Raw genomic sequence first — 19,570 nt, 5'->3', positions numbered from 1 at the left:
AATGCGGCAGGTAGATGGGGTCGGTCGTTTAGTGCCCCGCGACCTGGTCGCACGCCCTGCCGGAGCTTTGGATTGTCACATCCAAGGCGCGGACAGGCTCCGCTCGCTTCCGGGCACAAGTGACTGAGCTCGTGCCTCCCGTCCCGAAAACCAAGGGCAGTGTCCCATGGCGGATAAGGGGGGAGGATAAGTTTTGCGGATTTTATGCTGGGTGATGCGTTCCCTCTCACTGGGGAGAGGGTCAGGGTGATGGGGAAGTCCCGCTGTCCGCAGGAGTTTCTCCCCTCATCCGGCCTCCGGCCACCTTCTCCCAGGGGAGAAGGAAAGTGGCGCGCAGAGGGGATAAACTGCTTCAATCATGGGGGCTCGTACCGTCAGGCATGGGGCACTGCGCGGTGGGAACCGAGTTCCCCGTCAACTCAATGTCCCGAAACTCTGCACCAATGATCCCACTACCAGTCGCCAGCCATCGACCAGAACGAAGAAGATCAGCTTGAACGGTAGCGAGATGACGATCGGGGGCAGCATCATCATGCCCATCGACATCAGGATCGAGGCGACGACGAGATCGATGATCAGGAAGGGGATGAACAGCAGGAAGCCGATCTCGAAGGCGCGGCGCAATTCCGAGATCATGAAGGCCGGAGCGACGATCCAGAACGAGGTCGCTTCCGGCGATTCCGGAACGGCCTCCTGGGACATGTCGATAAACAGGGCGAGATCGTCCTCGCGGACATGGCTGAGCATGAAGGTCTTGAGTGGCGCGGTCGAAAGGTCGAAGGCCTCGGTCAGCTCGATCTCTTCGTTCAGCAGGGGCTGGATGCCCTCGTCATAGGACTGGGTGAAGACCGGCGCCATGATGAAGCCGGTCATGAAGATGGCCAGCGAGACCAGGACCGCGTTCGGCGGGCTCTGCTGCAGGCCCAGCCCGGTTCGCAGCAGCGACAGCACCACGATGATGCGTACGAAGCTGGTGGTCATGATGATGATGGACGGCGCCAACGACAGCACGGTCAACAGCGCCATCAGCTGCAGGACTCGCTCGGTCAGTGCGCCCTCCTGGCCGGCATCGATGGTCACGGTCTGCGCATCGGCCTGGAAGCCGATCAGGGTGATTACGCCCAGCAGAAACAGCGAAAAACAGAACCAGAAGCCTTTGCGGGCACTCATGCCGAACCCTCCAGCGTGTCTCGCAAGGCCGCCGCGCTGACCGGTTTGGCCGCGCCGGTCGACAGTATGGTCTCCCGCTCTGCACCCAGCAGGACCACATGTTCTTCGCCATCGGCCTGCAGGATCACCACCCGACGGCGCGGATCGATGACAAGGGTTTCGCGGAGCTTGAGGCGGCGGTCGGTTCCGCCCAGCTGGCGCAATCCCGTCATTTGCTGCAGCAGCCAGCCCTTCTGGACGGCATAGCCGAACAGTCCCAATCCGCCCAGCAGGGCGACAAGGATGGAGATGGCAAACAAGTAGCTGGTCCAGTTGACGATATCGGACATCGAGCTTTGGCCTCATAAACAATAACCACTGTCTGGGGTGCTGCGGTTAAGTCGGCGTTAACCGTGCGGGACCACCTTCGTTCATAACTGAGAAAGGGGATTCGCGCATGCGGCCCGACGACGTGCCGGTCCTGGCACTGCTTCGACAATCGATGAGTTTCCACTCCGATCGCCAGCAGGTGATCGCGGAGAACATCGCCAATGCGAACACGCCGGGCTACACACCGCGGGACATTGACGAGTCCGAGTTTCACGCTGCGCTGCGTGCCCAGATGGGTGGCAATGCGGGCGGTGCCGGTGGCAGCAATCGGGGTGCGCTGAATCTGACGACAACCGCTGCCGGGCATATTCCGGCTTCCAGCACGGGTGGCGGATCGTCATCGAACTGGGAGACGAGCGAGCGCCCCGACTCGGAGACAACGGTGAACGGCAATTCTGTCGTCATCGAGGAACAGATGGTACGGGCCCAGGAAAACCGGATGCGCTATGAAAGCGCGCTGACCCTCTACCAGAAAAGCATTGGCCTGCTGCGCACGGCGATCCGTGCGCCGGGCCGATAGGGAGTGATCGATGGGTAATGCTTCAGATACAATGCAGATCTCCGCGTTCGGCATGCGGGCCCAGGCCGCACGGATGCGGATCATCTCGGAAAACATTGCCAATGCCGACTCCACAGCACGCGAGGCCGGCGGTGATCCTTATCGGCGTCAGGTCCCGGTGTTTGAAGCCGAGCTTGATCGCGCCACCGGGCTGAACGCCGTGCGCATGACCGATGTCGCGCACGACCAGAGCGAGTTCACGCTCGAATATGACCCCGGCCACCCGGCTGCCAATGCCGAAGGCTATGTCCAGTACTCCAACGTGCAGACGCTGGTGGAGATGATGGACATGCGCGAGGCCATGCGGTCCTACGAAGCCAATCTCAACATGATCGAGAATGCCCGTCGCATGCAGGAGCGGGCGCTGGATCTGCTGCGTCGCTAGAATAGTCGACGCGAGCCCTAGAAACAGGATGAAGGACGACGTCCATGGCCGCTGATCTCTCTGCCGTACAGGCCTACCAGGCTGCTATCCGCTCTGCCCAGCAATCCTCGCTCGGCTCGAGCCAGGACAGCGCAGCCGCCAGTGGCGGTCTCGATTTCGGCTCGCTGCTGGGCAATGCCATTGCCGACACCAGCCAGACGCTCGCCCATTCCGAACGGATGACGGCTGCGGGCGCCGCCGGCGAAGCCGAGCTGATCGATGTGGTGACCGCCGTGTCGGCTGCCGAGATCTCGCTGGAGACCGTCGTTGCGGTTCGCGATGAGGTCGTGAAGGCCTATCAGGAAATCCTGCGCATGCCGATCTGATCCATGTGATCATCCACCAATGCAAAAGCCCCGGCCAGAGCCGGGGCTTTTTCATGTCTGGGCCATGTTGGATCGAAGGGTTTGCGTTACGGTTGTTCGCTCGCCACCCACGCATTGACCCGCTCTTCCAGCACCGAGAGCGGCATGGCGCCCTGGGTCAGCACGACATCGTGGAAGTCGCGGATGTCATAGGCCTCTCCTAGCGCTTCCTCGGCGATACCGCGCAGGCGCAGGATTTCCAGCATGCCGATCTTGTAGGCCGTCGCCTGGCCCGGATAAACGATATAGCGGTCGATCGCGGCGATACTGTCGCCGAGCGGGTTCGGCGTGTTTTCGCTGAGATAGTCGATCGCTTCCTGGCGCGTCCACTGGTGATAGTGCAGGCCGGTATCGACCACGAGACGGCAGGCCCGCCACAGCTCCATCGCCAGACGGCCGAAGTCGGAATAGGGGTCGGAATAGAAGCCGAATTCCTTGGGCAGGAATTCGGTGTAGAGACCCCAACCTTCGGTGTAAGCGGTGTAGCCGCCGAAGCGACGGAAGGCGGGGATGCCTTCCAGCTCCTGCATGATCGCCAGCTGCATGTGATGACCCGGGCTGCCCTCATGATAGGCCAGCGCTTCCATCTGGTAGGTCGGCATCAGCGACATGTCGCGCAGGTTGGCATAGTAGACGCCCGGACGGGAGCCGTTCGGGGCGGGGCGCTGGTAGAAGGCCTTGCCGGCGGCGTCCTGGCGGAAGATCTCAACCCGGCGGACCTCGAGCTCGGCGCGAGGGAAGGTGTTGAACATTTGCGGCAGGGTCTCGGTCATCGTGTCGATGAGCGAGGTCGCCTCGGCCAGGTACTCGGCCCGGCCTTCGTCGGTATTGGGGTAGTAGAACTGCTCGTCGGTGCGCATGAATTCAAAGAAGTCCTGCAGCGACCCCTCATAGCCGACCTGCTCCATGATGCCGCGCATTTCATCATGAATGCGCGCGACTTCGGAGACGCCCAGCTGGTGGATCTCCTCGGCCGACAAATCCATCGTCGTGTAACCGTTGAGCAGGAAGTTGTAGAACTCCCCGCCATCGGGGTGTTTCCACACGCCATCATCCTCGGTCGCGACTTCCGCCTGCTCCTCGAACAGGGCGATGACGCGGCCATAAGCCGGGGCCACGGCTTCGGTAAGGGCGGCTTCGGCTTCACTGATCAGGCGGGCCTTGTCGGCATCATCAATGTCCAGCGCCTCGACCTTGCCGGTGAAATCGGCGAGGAGCGGGCTGGCTTCGCCATCATCAAACGGTGCGCCCGAAATGATATTGCGGGCCGTGGCGATCATCGGCTCGTAGGTCCATTGCGGGGTCAGGACGCCAAGCTCGGCCGAGCGGCGCGAATTGGCGATGTTCTGGTCCAGATAGGTCGGCAGATTGCGCAGGCGGCCGATATAGGCCTGCGCGTCCTCGGCCGTATCGACGCGGTGATTGTTGATCAGGAAGGAGGCCGCATTCATGTGCGGGCCCGAACGCGGTGTGAAGGTGTAGCCGTGATCATTCCAGCGCTGGGCTTCCTGGGCGCGCTCGGCATTGTATTCGAACAGGCGCCAGGACAGCTGGGCGCTGTCGTCGAGGGCATCGAAATCGAACGTGGCCTGCATGTGCGCCAGATCAGCCTGACCGAGCTCAAAGCCTTCCTGGGCATACTCGGGAGACGCATCCGACCACTGGTCGTAATTGGTCTTCATGCCCAGATAGGTCTGGGTCATCGGTGAGCGCGCGACATTGCGGTCGAACACGTCCTGGAACCAGGCATTGAGGCGATCGGATTCCGTCTCCTCCATGCTGGCTGTTTCGGCGTCAGCCATGGTCTCGGTTGCGGCGGTTTCGGCCGGCATCGCATCGGACTCAAGAGCGGTGTCCTCGGCGGCATTGCAGGCAGTGAGGAGAGCGAGCGCCGAAACGCCAGCAGTCCAGTGTGAAATACGCATTATCTTACCCCTTCAGGTGCATTATTCGGACGCTTCGGTCCGCTTTTCGTCGACATAATCATTGACCAGGGCGGTCAGCACCGCCAAGGGCAGCGAGCCATTGGTGAGCACCACATCGTGGAACTCGCCATAGTCGAAGGCATCGCCCAACTCGGCCTGCGCGAAGTCGCGCAATTGCCGGATCCGCATCTGCCCGGTCTTGTAGGAGGTCGCCTGACCCGGCCAGACGATATAGCGCTCGACTTCGCGGGTGATTTCCTCCTCGGTGAAGGAGGTATTGGCTCGCAGATAGTCGATCGCATCCTCGCGTGACCATTGCAGCGAGTGAATGCCGGTATCGACGACCAGGCGCCCGGCCCGCCACAGCTCATAGGCGAGGCGGCCGAAATCCTGGTAGGGATCGTCGAACATGCCCATGTCCTTGCCGAGGCTTTCGGCGTACAGCGCCCAACCCTCGCCAAAGGCCGACAGGTAGAGGAAGCGCTGGAACATCGGCGTGCCTTCCTGCTCCTGCGCCAGCGTCAGCTGGAAGTGATGACCGGGAATGCCTTCGTGGTAGGCCAGAGTCTCCATCTGATAGACGGGCAGGTTTCGCATGTTCAGCGTGTTGGCATAGTAGATGCCCGGGCGGGCCCCATCGAGCGAACCGGTATTGTAGAAGGCGGTCGGGGAGCCGGCGGCGCGATAGGCCTCGACTTCGCGCACTATCATCTCGCCTTGCGGGACGGTGTCGAAATAATCGGGGATGATGCCACGTACGCGGTCGAACACGTCCGAGACCTCGGCGATGTAGCGCGCCCGGCCTTCCGGGGTGGACGGGTAGTAGAATTGCTCGTCCGTGCGCATGAATTCGAAGAAGTCCTGGAGGCTGCCTTCGAATCCGACCTGCTCCATGATGCCGCGCATCTCGCCATGGATGCGCTCGATCTCGGCGAGACCGGTATCGTGCACTTCCTGCGGCGACAGGTCCGGCAGGGTGGTGAAGGCGGCCAGCTGGCTTTGGTAATAGGCCTCACCGCGCGGCAGTTTCCAGGCGCCGTCGCGCTCGTCGGTCATCGCCTCGTGGCGTTCGAACATCGCGATCAACCGGCCGTAGGCGGGCCCCACGACGTCCGTCAGCGCCGTGGTTCCGCGCGCGATCAGGTCTGCCTTGGCGTCATCGTCAATGTCGAGAGCCTCGACCTTGGCCGTGAAGTCGGCGAGCAGGGGAGAGACCGCCTCGCTGTCATCAAACGGGGCACCGGTGACCACCGCGCCGGTATTGCCGATCAGATATTCAAAGGCGAAGCGCGGCGGGATGACGCCGGCTTCGGCACGGGCATCGGCGCGGGCGATCAGCGTGTCGAGGACAGGCCCGATACCGTTGAGCCGCGAGATATAAGCCTCGGCGTGATCGGCATTCTCGACCCGGTGCTGGCCGATCAGCGTTGAGGGCAGACCGGTGTGCGGTCCGAACATCTGCGTGAAGACATAGGTCTGGTCACGGAACTCGAACTGGCGGATGCCGGTTTCCTGCAGGTATTCGAACACTCGCCAGGACACGCTGGCATCGCGATCGAGCGCGTCGAAGTCGAAGTTTTCGCGCATGTAGGCGAGGCGGTCGATGCGGCGCTGCTGGGCGGCCTCGGCAGCAGCGTCACTGACATCGTCCCAGCGCCCATAGGCATCCAGGTCGTCGATGCGGCCCAGACCCGTCTGTTGCTGCGGTGAGCGCGCGAGATCGGCCTCGAAGAGTTCCGAATACCACGCGTAGAGGCGCTGGCTTTCTGTCTGCTCGACCGGTGTTGGCGCGGCCTCGGTTTCGACGACCGGACTTGTATCGGTGGCCGGCGCGGCGGTTGGCGGCGAGCAGGCAGCGGCGATGGCCAGAATCGAGGCGGCAGCGAGCCAGTTTTGAAGGCGTGTCATGAGTTCTCCCCCGGCAGGCCCTGTCTCTCCCGGAACAGGGCGGGCCGCTCAAACGATCCGGGCGGCAGAATAACCTGCCGCCCGGTCGGACTGTCAAACGATGGTCGCGGTCTGGCCCGATTGGCGGACCGGACTATTCGGCCAGCTTGCGGGCGATCCAGTCATCGACCAGCTCTTCCAGCAAGGTCAGCGGGATCGAACCATTGGTCAGCACGATGTCATGGAATTCGCCATAGCTGAAATCATCGCCCAGCTGGTCCATGGCACGCTGGCGCAGGTCGAGAATGGTCAGCATGCCGACCTTGTAGGACACGGCCTGACCGGGCCACACCATGTAGCGACGGACCTCATTGACGATATCGCCTTCCGGCATCGGCGTGGTGGCGAGCATGTAATCGGCCGCCTCCTGCTCGCTCCACTGAAGGTGATGGATGCCGGTATCGACGACCAGGCGGGCGGCGCGGAAGACCTCATAGGAGAGGCGGCCGAAGTCCTGGTAGGGGTCGGTGAAGAAGCCCATGTCCTTGCCGAGATTTTCGGCATACAGCGCCCAGCCTTCACCATAGGCTGAATACCATTGCAGGCGCTGGAACATCGGTGCGTTCTCGAGCTCCTGGGCCAGCGATGACTGGAAATGGTGACCCGGTGCACCCTCGTGATAGGCGAGGGATTCCATCAGATAGGTCGGATTGTCACGCATGTTGGCGAGATTGACGTAATAGGCGCCCGGTCGCGTGCCATCGAGGGAGCCAGGCTCGTAGAATGCGCCGGTCGCCGTCGTGATGCGGTATTCCTCAACCGCACGAACCTCGAGTTCCGCCCGCGGAAGCTGACCGAAATATTGCGGAGCGACTTCGCTGATCTGGTCGATCATCGCCGCCGACTCGGTCAGATAGCGCTGCCGGCCTTCCTCAGTGTCTTCGTAGTAGAACTCGTCGCTGGTGCGCAGGTGCTCGAAGAACTCCAACAGTGTGCCTTCAAAACCGACCGTTTCCATGATCGCCCGCATCTCGCCATGGATGCGCTCGACCTCGTCCAGACCCGTCTGGTGGATCTGGTCGGCCGTCATGTCCGCCCGGGTCGTGTAGTTCATCAACTGGCTGCGGTAATAAGCCTCGCCCTCCGGCAGGGCCCAGGCGCCATTGATGGCGTCGCCGGCCATGTCGGCATGAGTGCCCATCGTCGCGATCAGGTGATCATAGGCCGGGCCGACGCTCGTCAGGAGCGCAGCCTGAGCGCGGTCCAGCAGGTCCTGGCGCGCTTCATCTTCGATCTCGAGCTCACCGATCTTGGCCTGGAAGTCAGCCCAGAGCGGGGAATCCTCTCCACTGTCGTCAAACGGTGCGCCGGTGACGAAACGCTGCGCGGCGCCGATGATGATCGGATAGGCGAATGCGGGTGCCAGGACGCCCTGTTGCGCCCGGTCGTCGGCCTGCTGGGTGGCGGTGTTGAGGACATCGCCCATGCCCTGAAGGCGGCTGACATAGGCTTCGGCGTGCTCGACAGACTCGATCCGATGATAGCCGATCATGGTGGAGGCGAGGCCGGTGTGAGGGCCGAAGAAGGACGAGTAGACGTAGCCGTGATCCCAGAATTCCGATTGCTGGGCATTGTTCTCGGTGATGAATTCGGCAAAGCGCCAGGTGACCTGGGCTTCTGGTGTCAGCGCGTCATAGTCGAAATTCTCGTGCATGTAGCGCTGACGTGCCGCGGCGCGCTCCAGGCCATCCCGGTAGGCTTGCTCGCTCGGGTCATCCCAGCGGCCATAGGCGTCGAGATCGTCGATCATGCCCAGATAGGTCTGACCGATCGGCGAATAGGCCATTTCCGTTTCGAATTCCTGCTGGAACCAGGCGTAAAGGCGTTCCGTTTCGGTCTGCTCGCTTGCGGCGGACGGTTCGGACGTTGTCTCGGCAACCGGCGGATTCGCGGTTGTGGCGGCGGTTTCGGTCTCGTCGGCCGGCGTGCAAGCGCCTGCCAGGACAAGGGCGCTCGTGCTGGCGAGCAGAAGATGAAGGCGCATGGCTGGATGTTCCCCGTTTACCAGAATTGACCATTTCTTAACGCTGCTGAAGCATGCGTAAACATAATTAACCGTAAGACCGATTCTCCCCGCTCGTGCTGAGGCGAGACCCGTGACCGGACCTGAAGTTCTCGATTTTGCAAGGGAAGCCATCTGGCTCATGCTTGCCATGGCAGCGCCGATCATGCTGGTCGGCTTGGCCGTGGGCGTCACGATCGCCTTGTTCCAGGCTTTGACGCAAGTGCAGGAAATGACGTTGGTATTCGTCCCGAAGATCATCGCCATCTTCGTTGCCTTGTTGTTGTTCCTGCCCCTGATGGGCGGCTTGATGGCCGGCTTCATGGCGATGATATTCGACCGGATCGCCAATCCATGATCCCCGAACTCCCCGCGCTGGTTTACGCGGCCGGGCTGGTGTTTGCGCGGCTCGGGGCGATCTTGATGTTGCTGCCCGGTTTTGGCGAACCCTCGATTCCGGTCCGGTTCCGGCTCGCCTTCGCCCTCCTTTTCTGTCTGATCCTGGGCCCGATCATCGCCCCGTCACTGCCGGTCATGCCGGAGCAGCCGCTGGCAATGGCGGGCATCGTGATGAGCGAGCTGATCATCGGGCTGATGATCGGTGCGGTCGCCCGTATCTTCATGTCCACAGCAGCGGTCGCCGGTCAGGTGATCGGCATGCAGTCGGGCCTTGCCATGGCCCAGTCATTCGACCCGTCCCAGGGCGCGCAAGGGGCCCTGATCTCGACCTTCCTCAACCTGACCTTCCTGATGCTTCTGCTGGCGACCAACACCCACCACATGCTGCTGCAGATGGCGGCCAATTCATACCAGGTGTTTGATCCGGGCAGCATGCCGTCCTTGACCGATGCCGCCGACTGGGCCTTGAGCGCCTTTATCGACGCCTTCCGGATCGGGGTGCAGCTGGCCTCGCCGCTGATCATGTATGGCCTGCTCTTCTACCTGGCGCTCGGCGTGCTGTCCCGCTTGATGCCGCAGGCGCAGATCTTCTTTATCGCCATGCCTTCGAATATCATGATCGGCCTGTTCATCCTCGCCATTGCGCTCGGCGCGATGAGTGCGGTCTGGCTGGAGCGCATGCAGCGCTTCGCCATGGACATGAACTGAGAAGGCTGAAGGTGCATGGCTGAAGGCGAAGACGATAGCCAGAAAACCGAGGAACCGACCCAGCGGCGGCTCGATGACGCGCGCAAGAAGGGCGATGTTGCGAAGTCGCAGGAGATTCCCGGCTGGTTCGTGCTGGCGGCCGGCCTGGCCCTGCTGAGTTTCATCTTCCCGATGATGTCGCGGGCGCTGGCCGGCAATCTGGAGGTCTTCTTCGAGCAGCCGCACGATTTCGCCATCAATCCCGGCGCCATGATGGGGCTGATGCAGGCTGTCGCTTGGCAGGTGGTGGCGATAGTCGGTCTGCCGATCGGCCTGCTCGCCGTGGCCGGGTTCGCCGGCCACTACGTCCAGCAGGGCATGTTGTTCACCACCGAGAAGATCCAGCCCAAGCTGAGCAAGCTCAATCCGATCGAGGGCTTCAAGCGCAATTTCGGTCCCCAGGGCCTGGCCAACTTCCTCAAGGGGGTCGGCAAGATGGCGCTGGTCGCTGTCGCGGCCTTCCTGGTCATCTACCCCAAACGCGAAATCCTGGCCGGCCTGCCGGCGCTCGATATCGGCTCCCTGCTGTCACTGGTGCGCCAGGGAGCGATCGAATTGCTGCTGGCGGCGTTGACGGTCTATGCCGTAATCGCCGGCCTGGACTACATCTTCCAGCGCCAGAGCTTCATGAAGCGCAACCGGATGTCGCGGCGCGAGATCAAGGACGAGATGAAGCAGTCGGAAGGCGACCCGCTGGTCCGCGCCAAGCTTCGCCAGCTACGTCAGGAACGCTCCCAGCGGCGCATGATGACCAAGGTGCCCGATGCGACCGTCGTCGTCACCAACCCCACCCACTACGCCATCGCGCTCCATTATGTGCAGGGCGAGACCCCGGCGCCGGTCTGTGTCGCCAAGGGCGTGGACGAGGTCGCACTGCGCATCCGTGAACTGGCCGAAGAACACAGCGTGCCCATTGTCGAGGACCCGCCGCTGGCGCGCGCCCTGCACGCCACCGCTGATCTGGACGAAGAGATCCCGACCGAGCACTTCCAGGCCGTGGCGAAAGTCGTCGGCTACGTCCTGTCACTCTCGCAGGGACGGCGCGCGCGATACCGTCCGAGCGAGTAGACTTCCTGCAAGCAGTCCTGATTCGCGCCGGAGAGCCGCATGGCCGACACGTCCCCAACCACCCCGCAAGCTGACGCCGAAACCGGGCGCAAGCGCTTTTGGTCGAAACCGGCGGGTCGGGTGGCCTTCTGGGTCTGCGGCGGGATCGCCGTCGCCGCTGCCGCCGTGGCGCTGATCGGGGCGGGGCAGGATAGCGGGCATGGCCTGGTCTATCTGTTCGGACTCGCGGTCATCGCAGTGTTGATCCTGTTCGCGATTGCGGCCGGTGAAGCGGCTGGTCAGACCATGCGCCGCCAGGTCGCCCGCAATACCGCGCCGAGCACGTCTGAGCTGGGCTATGCGGCCATGGACGGTTTCCCCGACCCGGTCCTGATCTCGGACCAGCGCGGCGCAGCCCGCTGGGCCAATGCAGCCTATCGTGAGCTGGCCCGCCAGGCTGGCGGTTTTGGTCAGAGTTTCGGCCTGCCGACCGTTGATCGCCTGTGGGCCGGATCCGGCGGCGGTGATGGTACGGTCTATCGCCTGGCCCGCTCGGCCGCGCAGGGCGAAGCGGCCCGTGAACTCCTGCCGCCGCTCGACCTGGGCGAACATGGAGTCCGGCGTTTCCATCTGGAAGCGGCACCGCAATCGAACGGGCTGGTCCTGTGGCGTCTGGCCCCGGCGGGAGACCGCGACGGTGACGGGGCCGGTGTCCTGTCCGACTGGTCCCAGCATTCCCCGGTGGCGCTGTTCTCCCTGCGGCCCAATGGTGATGTCCCGATGGCCAATGCGACCCTGCGCGACTGGTTGGGCTTGGGCGAGGGCGTTGCCCTGCCGCCTCTGAAAGACATGCTGACTGGCGATGGCGCCCGGCGCGTGTTGCAGACCCGTGGCGGTGAGGGCGTTGCTCGCATCGATGCCCGGTTGAAGGCCCGCGACGGCATTGAGAGCCCGGTCGCCATTGCGGTGGAATGGGCTCCCGGTGAACCGGCCGCTGGCCGGGCCGTGATGTATGGCCTGTCCGTTACCGGTGCCCCTCCGGGTGTTTCCCAGGCCATGGCGGATGGGGCCAGCGCGGAAGCCCGCCCGACCGGTCGCACGCTGGATGACATGTTCGGCAATGCGCCCTTTGGCGTGGTGCGGCTCGATGGCGCCGACCCGGAAACCGCGATGATCGAGGACGTCAATCCGGCCCTGGTCCAGCTGTCAGGCGGCAAGGCGCTGCCCGGCATCAAGTTCTGCGACCTGTTCAACTGGGAAGACGGCCGCTCTCCGACCGACGCCTTCGCGGCGGCGATGGCGGGCAGCAGCGATCCGGCCGAAGCCCGTCTCAATCGCGACGACAAGGGTGTGTATGTGCATCTGGCCTTCGCACCGGCGCGCGGCGGCAAGCGGGTCGCCTATGTCATCGATGTGACCGCCTGGAAGGAGCTGGAACGCCAGTTCAGCCAGGCCAACAAGATGCAGGCGGTTGGCCAGCTGGCCGGCGGCGTCGCCCACGACTTCAACAATCTGCTGACTGCGGTCCGGCTCAATTGCGACGAGCTCCTCAACCGTCACCCGGTTGGCGATCCGGACTATTCCGAGCTGCAATCGATCAACCAGACTGTCGCCCGGGCGGCGGGTCTCGTGCGCAAGCTGCTCGCCTTCTCGCGCAAGCAGACTTTCCGCATGGAGACGCTGGAAATCGGCGACCTCCTGTCCGATGTCTCGGTCCTGCTGCGCCAGATCGTCGAGGAGACGGTCAGGCTGGACATCAAGCATGGTCGCGACCTGCCGCTGATCAAGGCCGACAAGGGCCAGCTGGAAACCGCCATCATCAATCTCGCTGCCAATGCCCGCGACGCCATGCGCGACAATGGCGGTGGCTCGCTGATCGTGAAAACTTCCCGGATCGATGCGGATGCCGTGCGCAGTGCCGGGGCTCCCAATCCACGCGAGGGTGACTGGCTGGCCATTGCGGTGACCGATGAGGGTCACGGCATGGACAAGGAGACGATGGAGAAGATTTTCGAGCCCTTCTTCACCACCAAGGAAGCTGGCAAGGGCACCGGTCTGGGTCTCGCCACCGTCTATGGCATCGTCAAGCAGTCCGGCGGTTTCCTGTTTGCCGATAGTGAGGTCGGCAAGGGCACGACCTTCACCATCTACCTGCCCGGCCACGAGCCGACCGAGGAGGAAACCAGCGAACTCGAGCAGGCCGAGGTCGCCAAGACGGTCGAGAAAGCCCCGGCCGACCTGTCAGGTCGCGGTCGCATCCTGCTGGTCGAAGACGAGGACGCCGTCCGCCAGATCGCCGCCAAGACTTTGGTCAAGCGTGGCTATGACGTGGTCGAGGCGTGCGACGGCGAAGAGGCGTATGAAATCCTCGAGGATGACGAGGAGGGGTTCGACCTGATGATCTCCGACGTCGTCATGCCGGGCCTCGACGGTCCGGGCCTGCTGAAGAAGGCGCGCGACATGCTGGGCGACACCCGTGTCGTCTTCATCTCCGGCTATGCCGCCGAGCAATTCTCCGAGACCCTGTCCCAGGAACAGGACGTGTCCTTCCTGCCCAAGCCCTTCACGCTGACCCAGCTTGCCGAGAAGGTGAAGGAAGAGCTGGGCCAGAGGAGCGAATAGCGGTGTCGGGGCCCGGCTTCGCGCCCTTCAATCCGCAGTTTGCGGGCTGACAATTCCCATCAGATGCCCATAAAGGGGCAAACGCGCGCTCGTGCGCGCCCAAGCTCATGCGGACGATCATGGAAAAGACCTTCAACCCGAACGACGCCGAAACCCGGATCTATCAGGCCTGGGAAGACAGCGGGGCTTTCCAGCCAAAAGATGACGATAATGCCGAGGCTTTCTCGATCGTCATTCCGCCGCCCAACGTCACAGGGCGCCTGCATATCGGTCACGCGCTGAACAATACGCTCCAGGACGTTCTGGTCCGCTACAAGCGCATGCTGGGTTGTTCGGTTCTCTGGCAGCCGGGTACCGACCATGCCGGTATCGCCACCCAGATGGTGGTCGAGCGCCAACTGGCCCAGGAAGGCAATATTTCGCGCGCCGATATGGGTCGCGAGGCCTTCATCAAGCGGGTCTGGGAATGGAAAGAGGAAAGCGGCGGCGCCATCATGCAGCAGCTGCGCCGCCTCGGCGCCACCTGCGACTGGTCGCGCGAACGCTTCACCCTCGATGAGGGCCTGTCCAAGGCCGTCCTGAAAGTCTTCGTCGAGCTGCACCAGCAGGGCCTGATCTATCGCGACAAGCGCCTGGTGAACTGGGATCCGCACTTCCAGACCGCGATCTCCGATCTCGAAGTCGAGAACCGGGAGACACAAGGCCATTTCTGGCATTTCGCCTATCCGCTGGCCGATGGCTCCGGCGAGCTGGTGGTTGCCACCACGCGCCCGGAAACCGTGCTCGGTGACAGCGCGGTTGCCGTCCATCCGGACGATGAGCGCTATCAGCACCTGATCGGCAAGATGATCAAACTGCCGATCGCCGACGTGGAAATCCCGATTGTCGCCGACGAGCATGCCGATCCCGAGCAGGGCACAGGCTGTGTGAAAATCACCCCGGCGCACGACTTCAACGATTTCGAGGTCGGCAAGCGGAACGACCTGCCCAAGGTCAATATTCTCGACCGTCAGGCCCGCCTCCTGAGCGAAGATGACGGCACCGGCGGTCTTGATCGCATTCCCGCCGAATGGCGCGGCATGGACCGCTTCGAGGCGCGCAAGAAACTGGTCGCCAAGATGGAAGAGCTGGGCCTTCTCCGCGAGGTCGAGGACAAGGTGATCCAGCAGCCCTATGGCGACCGGTCCGGCGTCGTCATCGAGCCCTGGCTGACCGATCAGTGGTATGTGAATGCCGGCGAGCTGGCCAAGGATGCCATCGCCGCCGTCGAGGATGGCCGCACCACCTTCCATCCCAAGACCTGGGAAAAGACCTATTTTGAATGGATGCGCAATATCCAGCCCTGGTGCATCTCACGCCAGCTCTGGTGGGGGCACCGGGTTCCGGCCTGGTATGACGAGGACGGCAATGTCTTTGTGGCCGAGAGTGAAGAGGCAGCCGCCGAACAGGCGCGCGCTAAACTTGGAAAAGACGTCGCGCTGACGCAGGACGAAGACGTCCTCGACACCTGGTTTTCCTCCGCGCTCTGGCCGTTCTCGACGCTGGGCTGGCCGGATGACACGCCGGAGATGGTCGAGCGCTATTACCCGACCTCGGTCCTGATCACCGCCTTCGACATCATCTTCTTCTGGGTTGCCCGGATGATGATGCAGGGCCTTCATTTCATGAAGGTCGCGCCCTTCAAGGATGTCTATATCCACGCCCTCGTCCGCGACGAGAACGGGCAGAAAATGTCCAAGTCCAAGGGCAATGTGATCGACCCGCTGGAGCTGATCGACGAATACGGTGCCGATGCCGTGCGCTTCACCCTGGCCGCCCAGGCCGGGCAGGGCCGCGATATCCGCATGTCCAAGGAACGCGTCGAGGGTTACCGCAATTTCGGCACCAAGCTGTGGAATGCCGCCCGCTTTGCCGAAATGAATGAGTGCGTCGTGCCAGACGGGTATGACCCCAAATCTGTCACCCAGACCGTCAATAAATGGATCATCTCGGAGGCCGCCCAGGCGGTCGAGGCGATCAATGCCGGGCTGGATGGCTACCGCTTCAACGACGCTGCGGCTGCGGCTTATCGCTTCGTCTGGAACGTCTTCTGTGACTGGCATCTGGAATTCGCCAAACCGCTCTTCAATGGCGAGGACGAGGCCGCCAAGGCCGAGACGCGGGCGACCACCGCCTATGTGCTCGATCAGGCGCTGAAAATGCTCCACCCCTTCATGCCCTTCGTCACCGAAGCGCTGTGGGCAGAGACCGGCACACGCGACACCCAGCTGATCGTCGCCGAATGGCCACAGCTCGACGGGCTGCAGGATGCCGAGGCGACGGCGGAGATGGACTGGTTGATCAATCTGGTCACCGATATCCGCCGCCTGCGCGCCGAGATGAACATCCCCGCTGGCGCGAAACTGTCGCTGGTCGCTGTCGGGGCTGACGCCGAGGTGGCGGCCCGCCTGCAGCGCCACGACGCGCTGATCCAGCGCATGGCCCGCCTGTCCGAGGTCTCGCTCGCCGACGCGGTTCCGCCGGCCTCGGCCCAGACCGTTCTCGGCACGACCACCCTGGCCTTGCCGCTGGAAGGCGTCATCGATTTCGGCGCCGAAAAGGACCGCCTCGCCAAGGAGGTCGCCAAGCTCGACGGTGAAATCGGCCGCCTTGAAAAGAAGCTCGGCAATGAGCGCTTCGTCGCCAATGCGCCGGAGAGCGTCGTCGCCGAACAACGCGAAAAGCTCACCGACTATGCCGGCCAGAAAGCCAAGATGGCCGAAGCCCTGGCCCGGCTCGAGGCGATGTAATGGACGATCGCTTCCAGTCGCTCTGGACCGAAAAGCTCGAACCCTGGCTGGCCGGGCTGGAAGCTGATCGGAAACGCTTCGTCCGGCTGCGCTGGTACTGGACGGCGGGCGGCGTGGCTTTGTCCCTGGCGTTGGCCGGCGTGCTCGCCTGGAAGGCATTCGATGGGGTGCCGATCGTCATGGCGCTCATCATCGGGCCTTTCCTTGGCTACATGATCGGCAGCCGCGCGCTGCATGCCATGTCGAAACGGGTCAAGGCGGAGCTGAATACCACCATCGCCGAAGCGCTGGGGCTGACCTATTCGGCCAAACCGTCCAATCCGGCCCGCTTCGATCGTCTGCGCGAATTCGGTCTTTTGCCCTCCTCGGACCGGCGCAAGTTCGAGGATCATTTCGCCGGCGCGCGGGATGGCTGCGAGTTCGAGCTTTATGAAGCCCATCTGGAACAGCGCCGCCGCTCGAACAAGCGGACCTATTACGTCACCGTGTTTCACGGCGTCATCATCCGCATCAACTTCCCGCGCAAGGTCGAGGGCATCACCCTGATTACGCGCGACCAGGGCCTGTTCAACGGCATACAGGCCTTCGGGCGCTCCTTTGGCGGCAACAAGCTGGAGCGGATCGGCCTGGTTGACCCGACATTCGAGAAGGCCTTCGAGGTCTATGGCAATGACCAGGTGCTGGCCCGCTACATGCTGACCCCGTCCTTCATGGAGCGCCTGCTGGCGCTGGAAACCAGCCTGAAGGGCAAGAATGTCCGTGCCGCCTTCGATGAGGATAGCGGTGAGGGCGAGCTGTTGATCGCGGCGGAAACCGGCAATCTCTTCGAGATCGGCTCCATGTTCAGGCCGCTGACCGAGCCGGGGCGCTTCACCCAGATTGTCGACGAGCTCGACCATATCACCGGGCTGATCGACTTGCTGGTGGCGCCGGCGCAGCTGAACGAGCATGAAGCCCGGCAGGGCGAATAACTGTCAGGCAGCGGGCGTGGCGGCAATGACCCGTTCAGCCAGCCCCGCAAGTGCGCGATCATCCAGACTGCCCGTTTCCAGGATGGTCCGCGAGAGCTCCGCGTCATCGCGCTTGCGGGCGCGATCATAGGCGGGGTCATAATGGGCGGTCACCAGCGCCGCGGCCAGGGCTTGCCAATCGCCCCGTCCGGCCAGCGCTTGCCACTCCTCGATCACGCTGCGGGCATGGAAGCGCCGCAAGCCGTCAATCGCGGCGAGGAGCTTGTCGGGATCATCGGGCAGGTCGGGATAGGCGGTCATCAGATAGCGGGCGCGTTCGGCGACCGGTGCCCGGATCTCCAGCCGCGGCGCCGCCTGCATGGCATTCCAAACACGCGGTGGCACGCGCAACCGGCCGACCGATCGGCTCTCCGCCTCGACATAGACCGGACGGCTTGGGTCCAGTTCCCGGATTTTCGTCCACAGCGCCGTCTCGAAGGCCTTCTGGCCTGGTTGCGGGTTGTCGGAGAAGTCACCGAAGATCGAGCCGCGATGACAGGCCAGGCCTTCCAGGTCGATGACCTGTTCGCCGCGGGCCGCGAGAACATGCAGGAGCCGGGTCTTGGCGGTCCCGGTCTGGCCGTCAATGAGGATGACCGGCAGCGGCGCATCGGCGTCCAGCTCGGCCACCACCTGACGGCGCCAGGTCCTGTAGCCGCCATCAACCAGCGTTGTTTTCCAGCCGACCGCCGCGAGAATGGTCGCCATGGATTGCGATCGCATCCCGCCGCGCCAGCAATAGACCAGCGGTTTGAACGTCTTGTCCTTGTCGGCCAGGGCGGCGGCGATGTGCCGCGAGATATTGCGGGCAGCGATGGCCGCACCCATCCGGCGCGCCTCGAAGATCGAGACCTGGGTGTAATGGGTGCCGACCCGGGCCCGCTCCTCATCATCGAGGACGGGCAGGTTGATGGCGCCGGGCAGATGGTCCTCGGCATATTCCGACGGTGATCGCACATCGATGATGGCATCAAAGCGTTCCAATCCGCGCGCGGATAGGTCATCAGTGGTGGCAATGCGTTGCATCGGCGTGTCGATCCCGGTCATCGGGGCAGACTAGCCAAAAACACAAGGTACGGGATGATGGATGACACACGACCGATCCGGTTGAGTTCGCTGGCCCATGGCGGTGGCTGTGGCTGCAAGCTGGACCCGGCGGTCCTCAGCGACATTCTCGGCGGCCCGTCGGGGTTCCCGCTGCCCAAGGAGCTGATCATCGACGCCTCGACCCGCGATGACGCGGCGGTCTGGCGGATCAATGACGAGACGGCGCTGGTGGCAACGACCGACTTCTTCACGCCGATCGTCGACGATCCGGAAGTCTTCGGAAAGATCGCCGCCACCAACGCCCTGTCCGATGTCTATGCCATGGGGGCAACCCCGATCTTCTGTCTGGCGCTGGTCGGCATGCCGGTCGGCAAGCTGCCGCCGGAGATGATCCGCGCCATCCTTGCCGGCGGTCGCTCGGTTGCCGAGGCGGCGGGGGCACCGATCGCGGGCGGACACTCCATTGATGCGGCCGAGCCGATCTACGGGCTGGTGGCGCTGGGGACGGTTCACCCGGATCGTCTGCTCAGCAATGCCGGTGCGAAACCGGGCGATGTCCTCATCCTTGGCAAACCGATCGGGATCGGGGTCTTTTCGGCGGCGCTGAAACAGGATCGTCTGTCAGACGAGGGTTATGCGCAGATGGTCGCCTCGACCACACGGCTCAATACGCCGGGCGCCGGCCTCGCCGCGCTCGGCGGGGTAAATGCTGCGACTGACGTCACCGGCTTTGGCCTGCTCGGGCACTTGTCGGAAATGTGTGAGGGCGCGGGTGTCCGCGCCGTGATCGAACGCGCGGCGGTGCCGGTGTTTGAAGAGGCGCGGGCGCTGGCGGCAGACGGCGTCAAGACGGGCGCGTCGGGGCGGAATTGGGCGGCAGTTGGCGGCGGCGTGGAGAGGCCAGCCGACTGGTCGGCGATGGATGAGGTCTTGTGGTGCGACCCGCAGACTTCCGGCGGCCTCCTGGTCAGCTGCACGCCGGAAAGCGCCGAGGCCGTGCTGGAGCATTTCAGACAGGCCGGACATGTCGATGCCGCCGTGGTTGGCCGCATTGAGGCCGGTGAGGGCATCCAAGTCATCTGAGGCAAGGGCCGGCGACGGGCGCGAGGCGCCCGCCGCCAAACCACCCGCGGCCGGGACTGGCTGGA

Annotated in this window: 16 protein-coding genes; 10 read left to right on the top strand and 6 right to left on the bottom strand. The window is 63.5% G+C overall.

The genetic code is table 11. The features are described 5' to 3' along the window. Positions 1-414 precede the first annotated feature (414 nt). Together fliP and MMAR10_RS17155 are read right to left on the bottom strand one after the other, a co-directional pair. On the bottom strand, positions 415-1,170 hold the full coding sequence (gene fliP / locus MMAR10_RS10080) for a flagellar type III secretion system pore protein FliP (protein ID WP_011643877.1): 756 nt from the start codon (positions 1,168-1,170) through the stop codon (positions 415-417). Then, positions 1,167-1,499 (bottom strand): flagellar biosynthetic protein FliO, encoded by a 333-nt coding sequence (locus MMAR10_RS17155; RefSeq protein ID WP_011643876.1) that lies wholly within the window; start codon positions 1,497-1,499, stop codon positions 1,167-1,169. Before MMAR10_RS17155 ends, fliP begins: the two co-directional genes overlap by 4 nt. A gap of 107 nt (positions 1,500-1,606) precedes the next feature. On the opposite strand from MMAR10_RS17155, the gene flgB reads away from it, so the two are divergent. From flgB to fliE, 3 genes are read left to right on the top strand one after another with little or no spacing between them, the layout of a single operon-like run. Further along, a complete protein-coding gene (flgB, locus tag MMAR10_RS10070; protein ID WP_011643875.1) occupies positions 1,607-2,059 on the top strand; it encodes a flagellar basal body rod protein FlgB in 453 nt (150 codons plus the stop codon). A gap of 10 nt (positions 2,060-2,069) precedes the next feature. Next, positions 2,070-2,483, top strand: a complete 414-nt coding sequence (gene flgC, locus MMAR10_RS10065) for a flagellar basal body rod protein FlgC (RefSeq protein WP_011643874.1) — start codon at positions 2,070-2,072, stop codon at positions 2,481-2,483. A 44-nt stretch (positions 2,484-2,527) separates the two neighbouring features. Further along, positions 2,528-2,848 carry a flagellar hook-basal body complex protein FliE gene (gene fliE / locus MMAR10_RS10060; RefSeq protein WP_011643873.1) on the top strand — a complete coding sequence of 107 codons (321 nt, stop codon included), beginning with the start codon at positions 2,528-2,530 and terminating at the stop codon, positions 2,846-2,848. An 86-nt stretch (positions 2,849-2,934) separates the two neighbouring features. On the opposite strand, the gene MMAR10_RS10055 is transcribed toward fliE, so the two are convergent. From MMAR10_RS10055 to MMAR10_RS10045, 3 genes are all read right to left on the bottom strand, one after another. Further along, positions 2,935-4,812, bottom strand: a complete 1,878-nt coding sequence (locus MMAR10_RS10055) for a DUF885 domain-containing protein (RefSeq protein ID WP_011643872.1) — start codon at positions 4,810-4,812, stop codon at positions 2,935-2,937. A 21-nt stretch (positions 4,813-4,833) separates the two neighbouring features. Next, the gene (locus tag MMAR10_RS10050; RefSeq protein WP_011643871.1) at positions 4,834-6,720 is read right to left on the bottom strand and encodes a DUF885 domain-containing protein; all 1,887 of its coding nucleotides are present in this window, start codon (positions 6,718-6,720) and stop codon (positions 4,834-4,836) included. 133 nt (positions 6,721-6,853) lie between these two features. Further along, positions 6,854-8,743, bottom strand: coding sequence for a DUF885 domain-containing protein (locus tag MMAR10_RS10045; protein ID WP_011643870.1), 1,890 nt, complete (start codon positions 8,741-8,743; stop codon positions 6,854-6,856). A 112-nt stretch (positions 8,744-8,855) separates the two neighbouring features. On the opposite strand from MMAR10_RS10045, the gene fliQ reads away from it, so the two are divergent. From fliQ to MMAR10_RS10015, 6 genes are all read left to right on the top strand, one after another. Beyond that, on the top strand, positions 8,856-9,119 hold the full coding sequence (gene fliQ / locus MMAR10_RS10040) for a flagellar biosynthesis protein FliQ (protein ID WP_011643869.1): 264 nt from the start codon (positions 8,856-8,858) through the stop codon (positions 9,117-9,119). Next, entirely contained in the window at positions 9,116-9,868 is a 753-nt protein-coding gene (gene fliR, locus MMAR10_RS10035; RefSeq protein WP_011643868.1) for a flagellar biosynthetic protein FliR, read from the top strand. Before fliQ ends, fliR begins: the two co-directional genes overlap by 4 nt. A gap of 15 nt (positions 9,869-9,883) precedes the next feature. Beyond that, the gene (gene flhB / locus MMAR10_RS10030) at positions 9,884-10,975 is read left to right on the top strand and encodes a flagellar biosynthesis protein FlhB (protein ID WP_011643867.1); all 1,092 of its coding nucleotides are present in this window, start codon (positions 9,884-9,886) and stop codon (positions 10,973-10,975) included. A 39-nt stretch (positions 10,976-11,014) separates the two neighbouring features. Then, the gene (locus MMAR10_RS10025) at positions 11,015-13,576 is read left to right on the top strand and encodes a hybrid sensor histidine kinase/response regulator (protein WP_011643866.1); all 2,562 of its coding nucleotides are present in this window, start codon (positions 11,015-11,017) and stop codon (positions 13,574-13,576) included. Positions 13,577-13,692: 116 nt separating this feature from the next. Then, a complete protein-coding gene (locus tag MMAR10_RS10020) occupies positions 13,693-16,365 on the top strand; it encodes a valine--tRNA ligase (RefSeq protein WP_041637530.1) in 2,673 nt (890 codons plus the stop codon). Further along, the gene (locus MMAR10_RS10015; RefSeq protein WP_011643864.1) at positions 16,365-17,336 is read left to right on the top strand and encodes a DUF3137 domain-containing protein; all 972 of its coding nucleotides are present in this window, start codon (positions 16,365-16,367) and stop codon (positions 17,334-17,336) included. The genes MMAR10_RS10020 and MMAR10_RS10015 overlap by 1 nt, the downstream gene beginning before the upstream one ends. 3 nt (positions 17,337-17,339) lie before the next feature. Here the strand turns inward: MMAR10_RS10015 and mnmH are convergent, their stop codons facing one another. Beyond that, complete coding sequence (gene mnmH / locus MMAR10_RS10010; protein ID WP_233353819.1) at positions 17,340-18,422, bottom strand: tRNA 2-selenouridine(34) synthase MnmH; 1,083 nt, start codon at positions 18,420-18,422, stop codon at positions 17,340-17,342. 33 nt (positions 18,423-18,455) lie between these two features. Here mnmH and selD point away from each other — a divergent pair, with 33 nt between their 5' ends. After that, entirely contained in the window at positions 18,456-19,505 is a 1,050-nt protein-coding gene (gene selD, locus MMAR10_RS10005) for a selenide, water dikinase SelD (protein ID WP_011643862.1), read from the top strand. Positions 19,506-19,570: the final 65 nt, after the last annotated feature.

This window comes from Maricaulis maris MCS10 (assembly GCF_000014745.1).
GTDB classification, from domain to species: Bacteria; Pseudomonadota; Alphaproteobacteria; order Caulobacterales; family Maricaulaceae; genus Maricaulis; species Maricaulis maris_A.
This window is presented reverse-complemented; position numbering and strand designations above follow the sequence as displayed.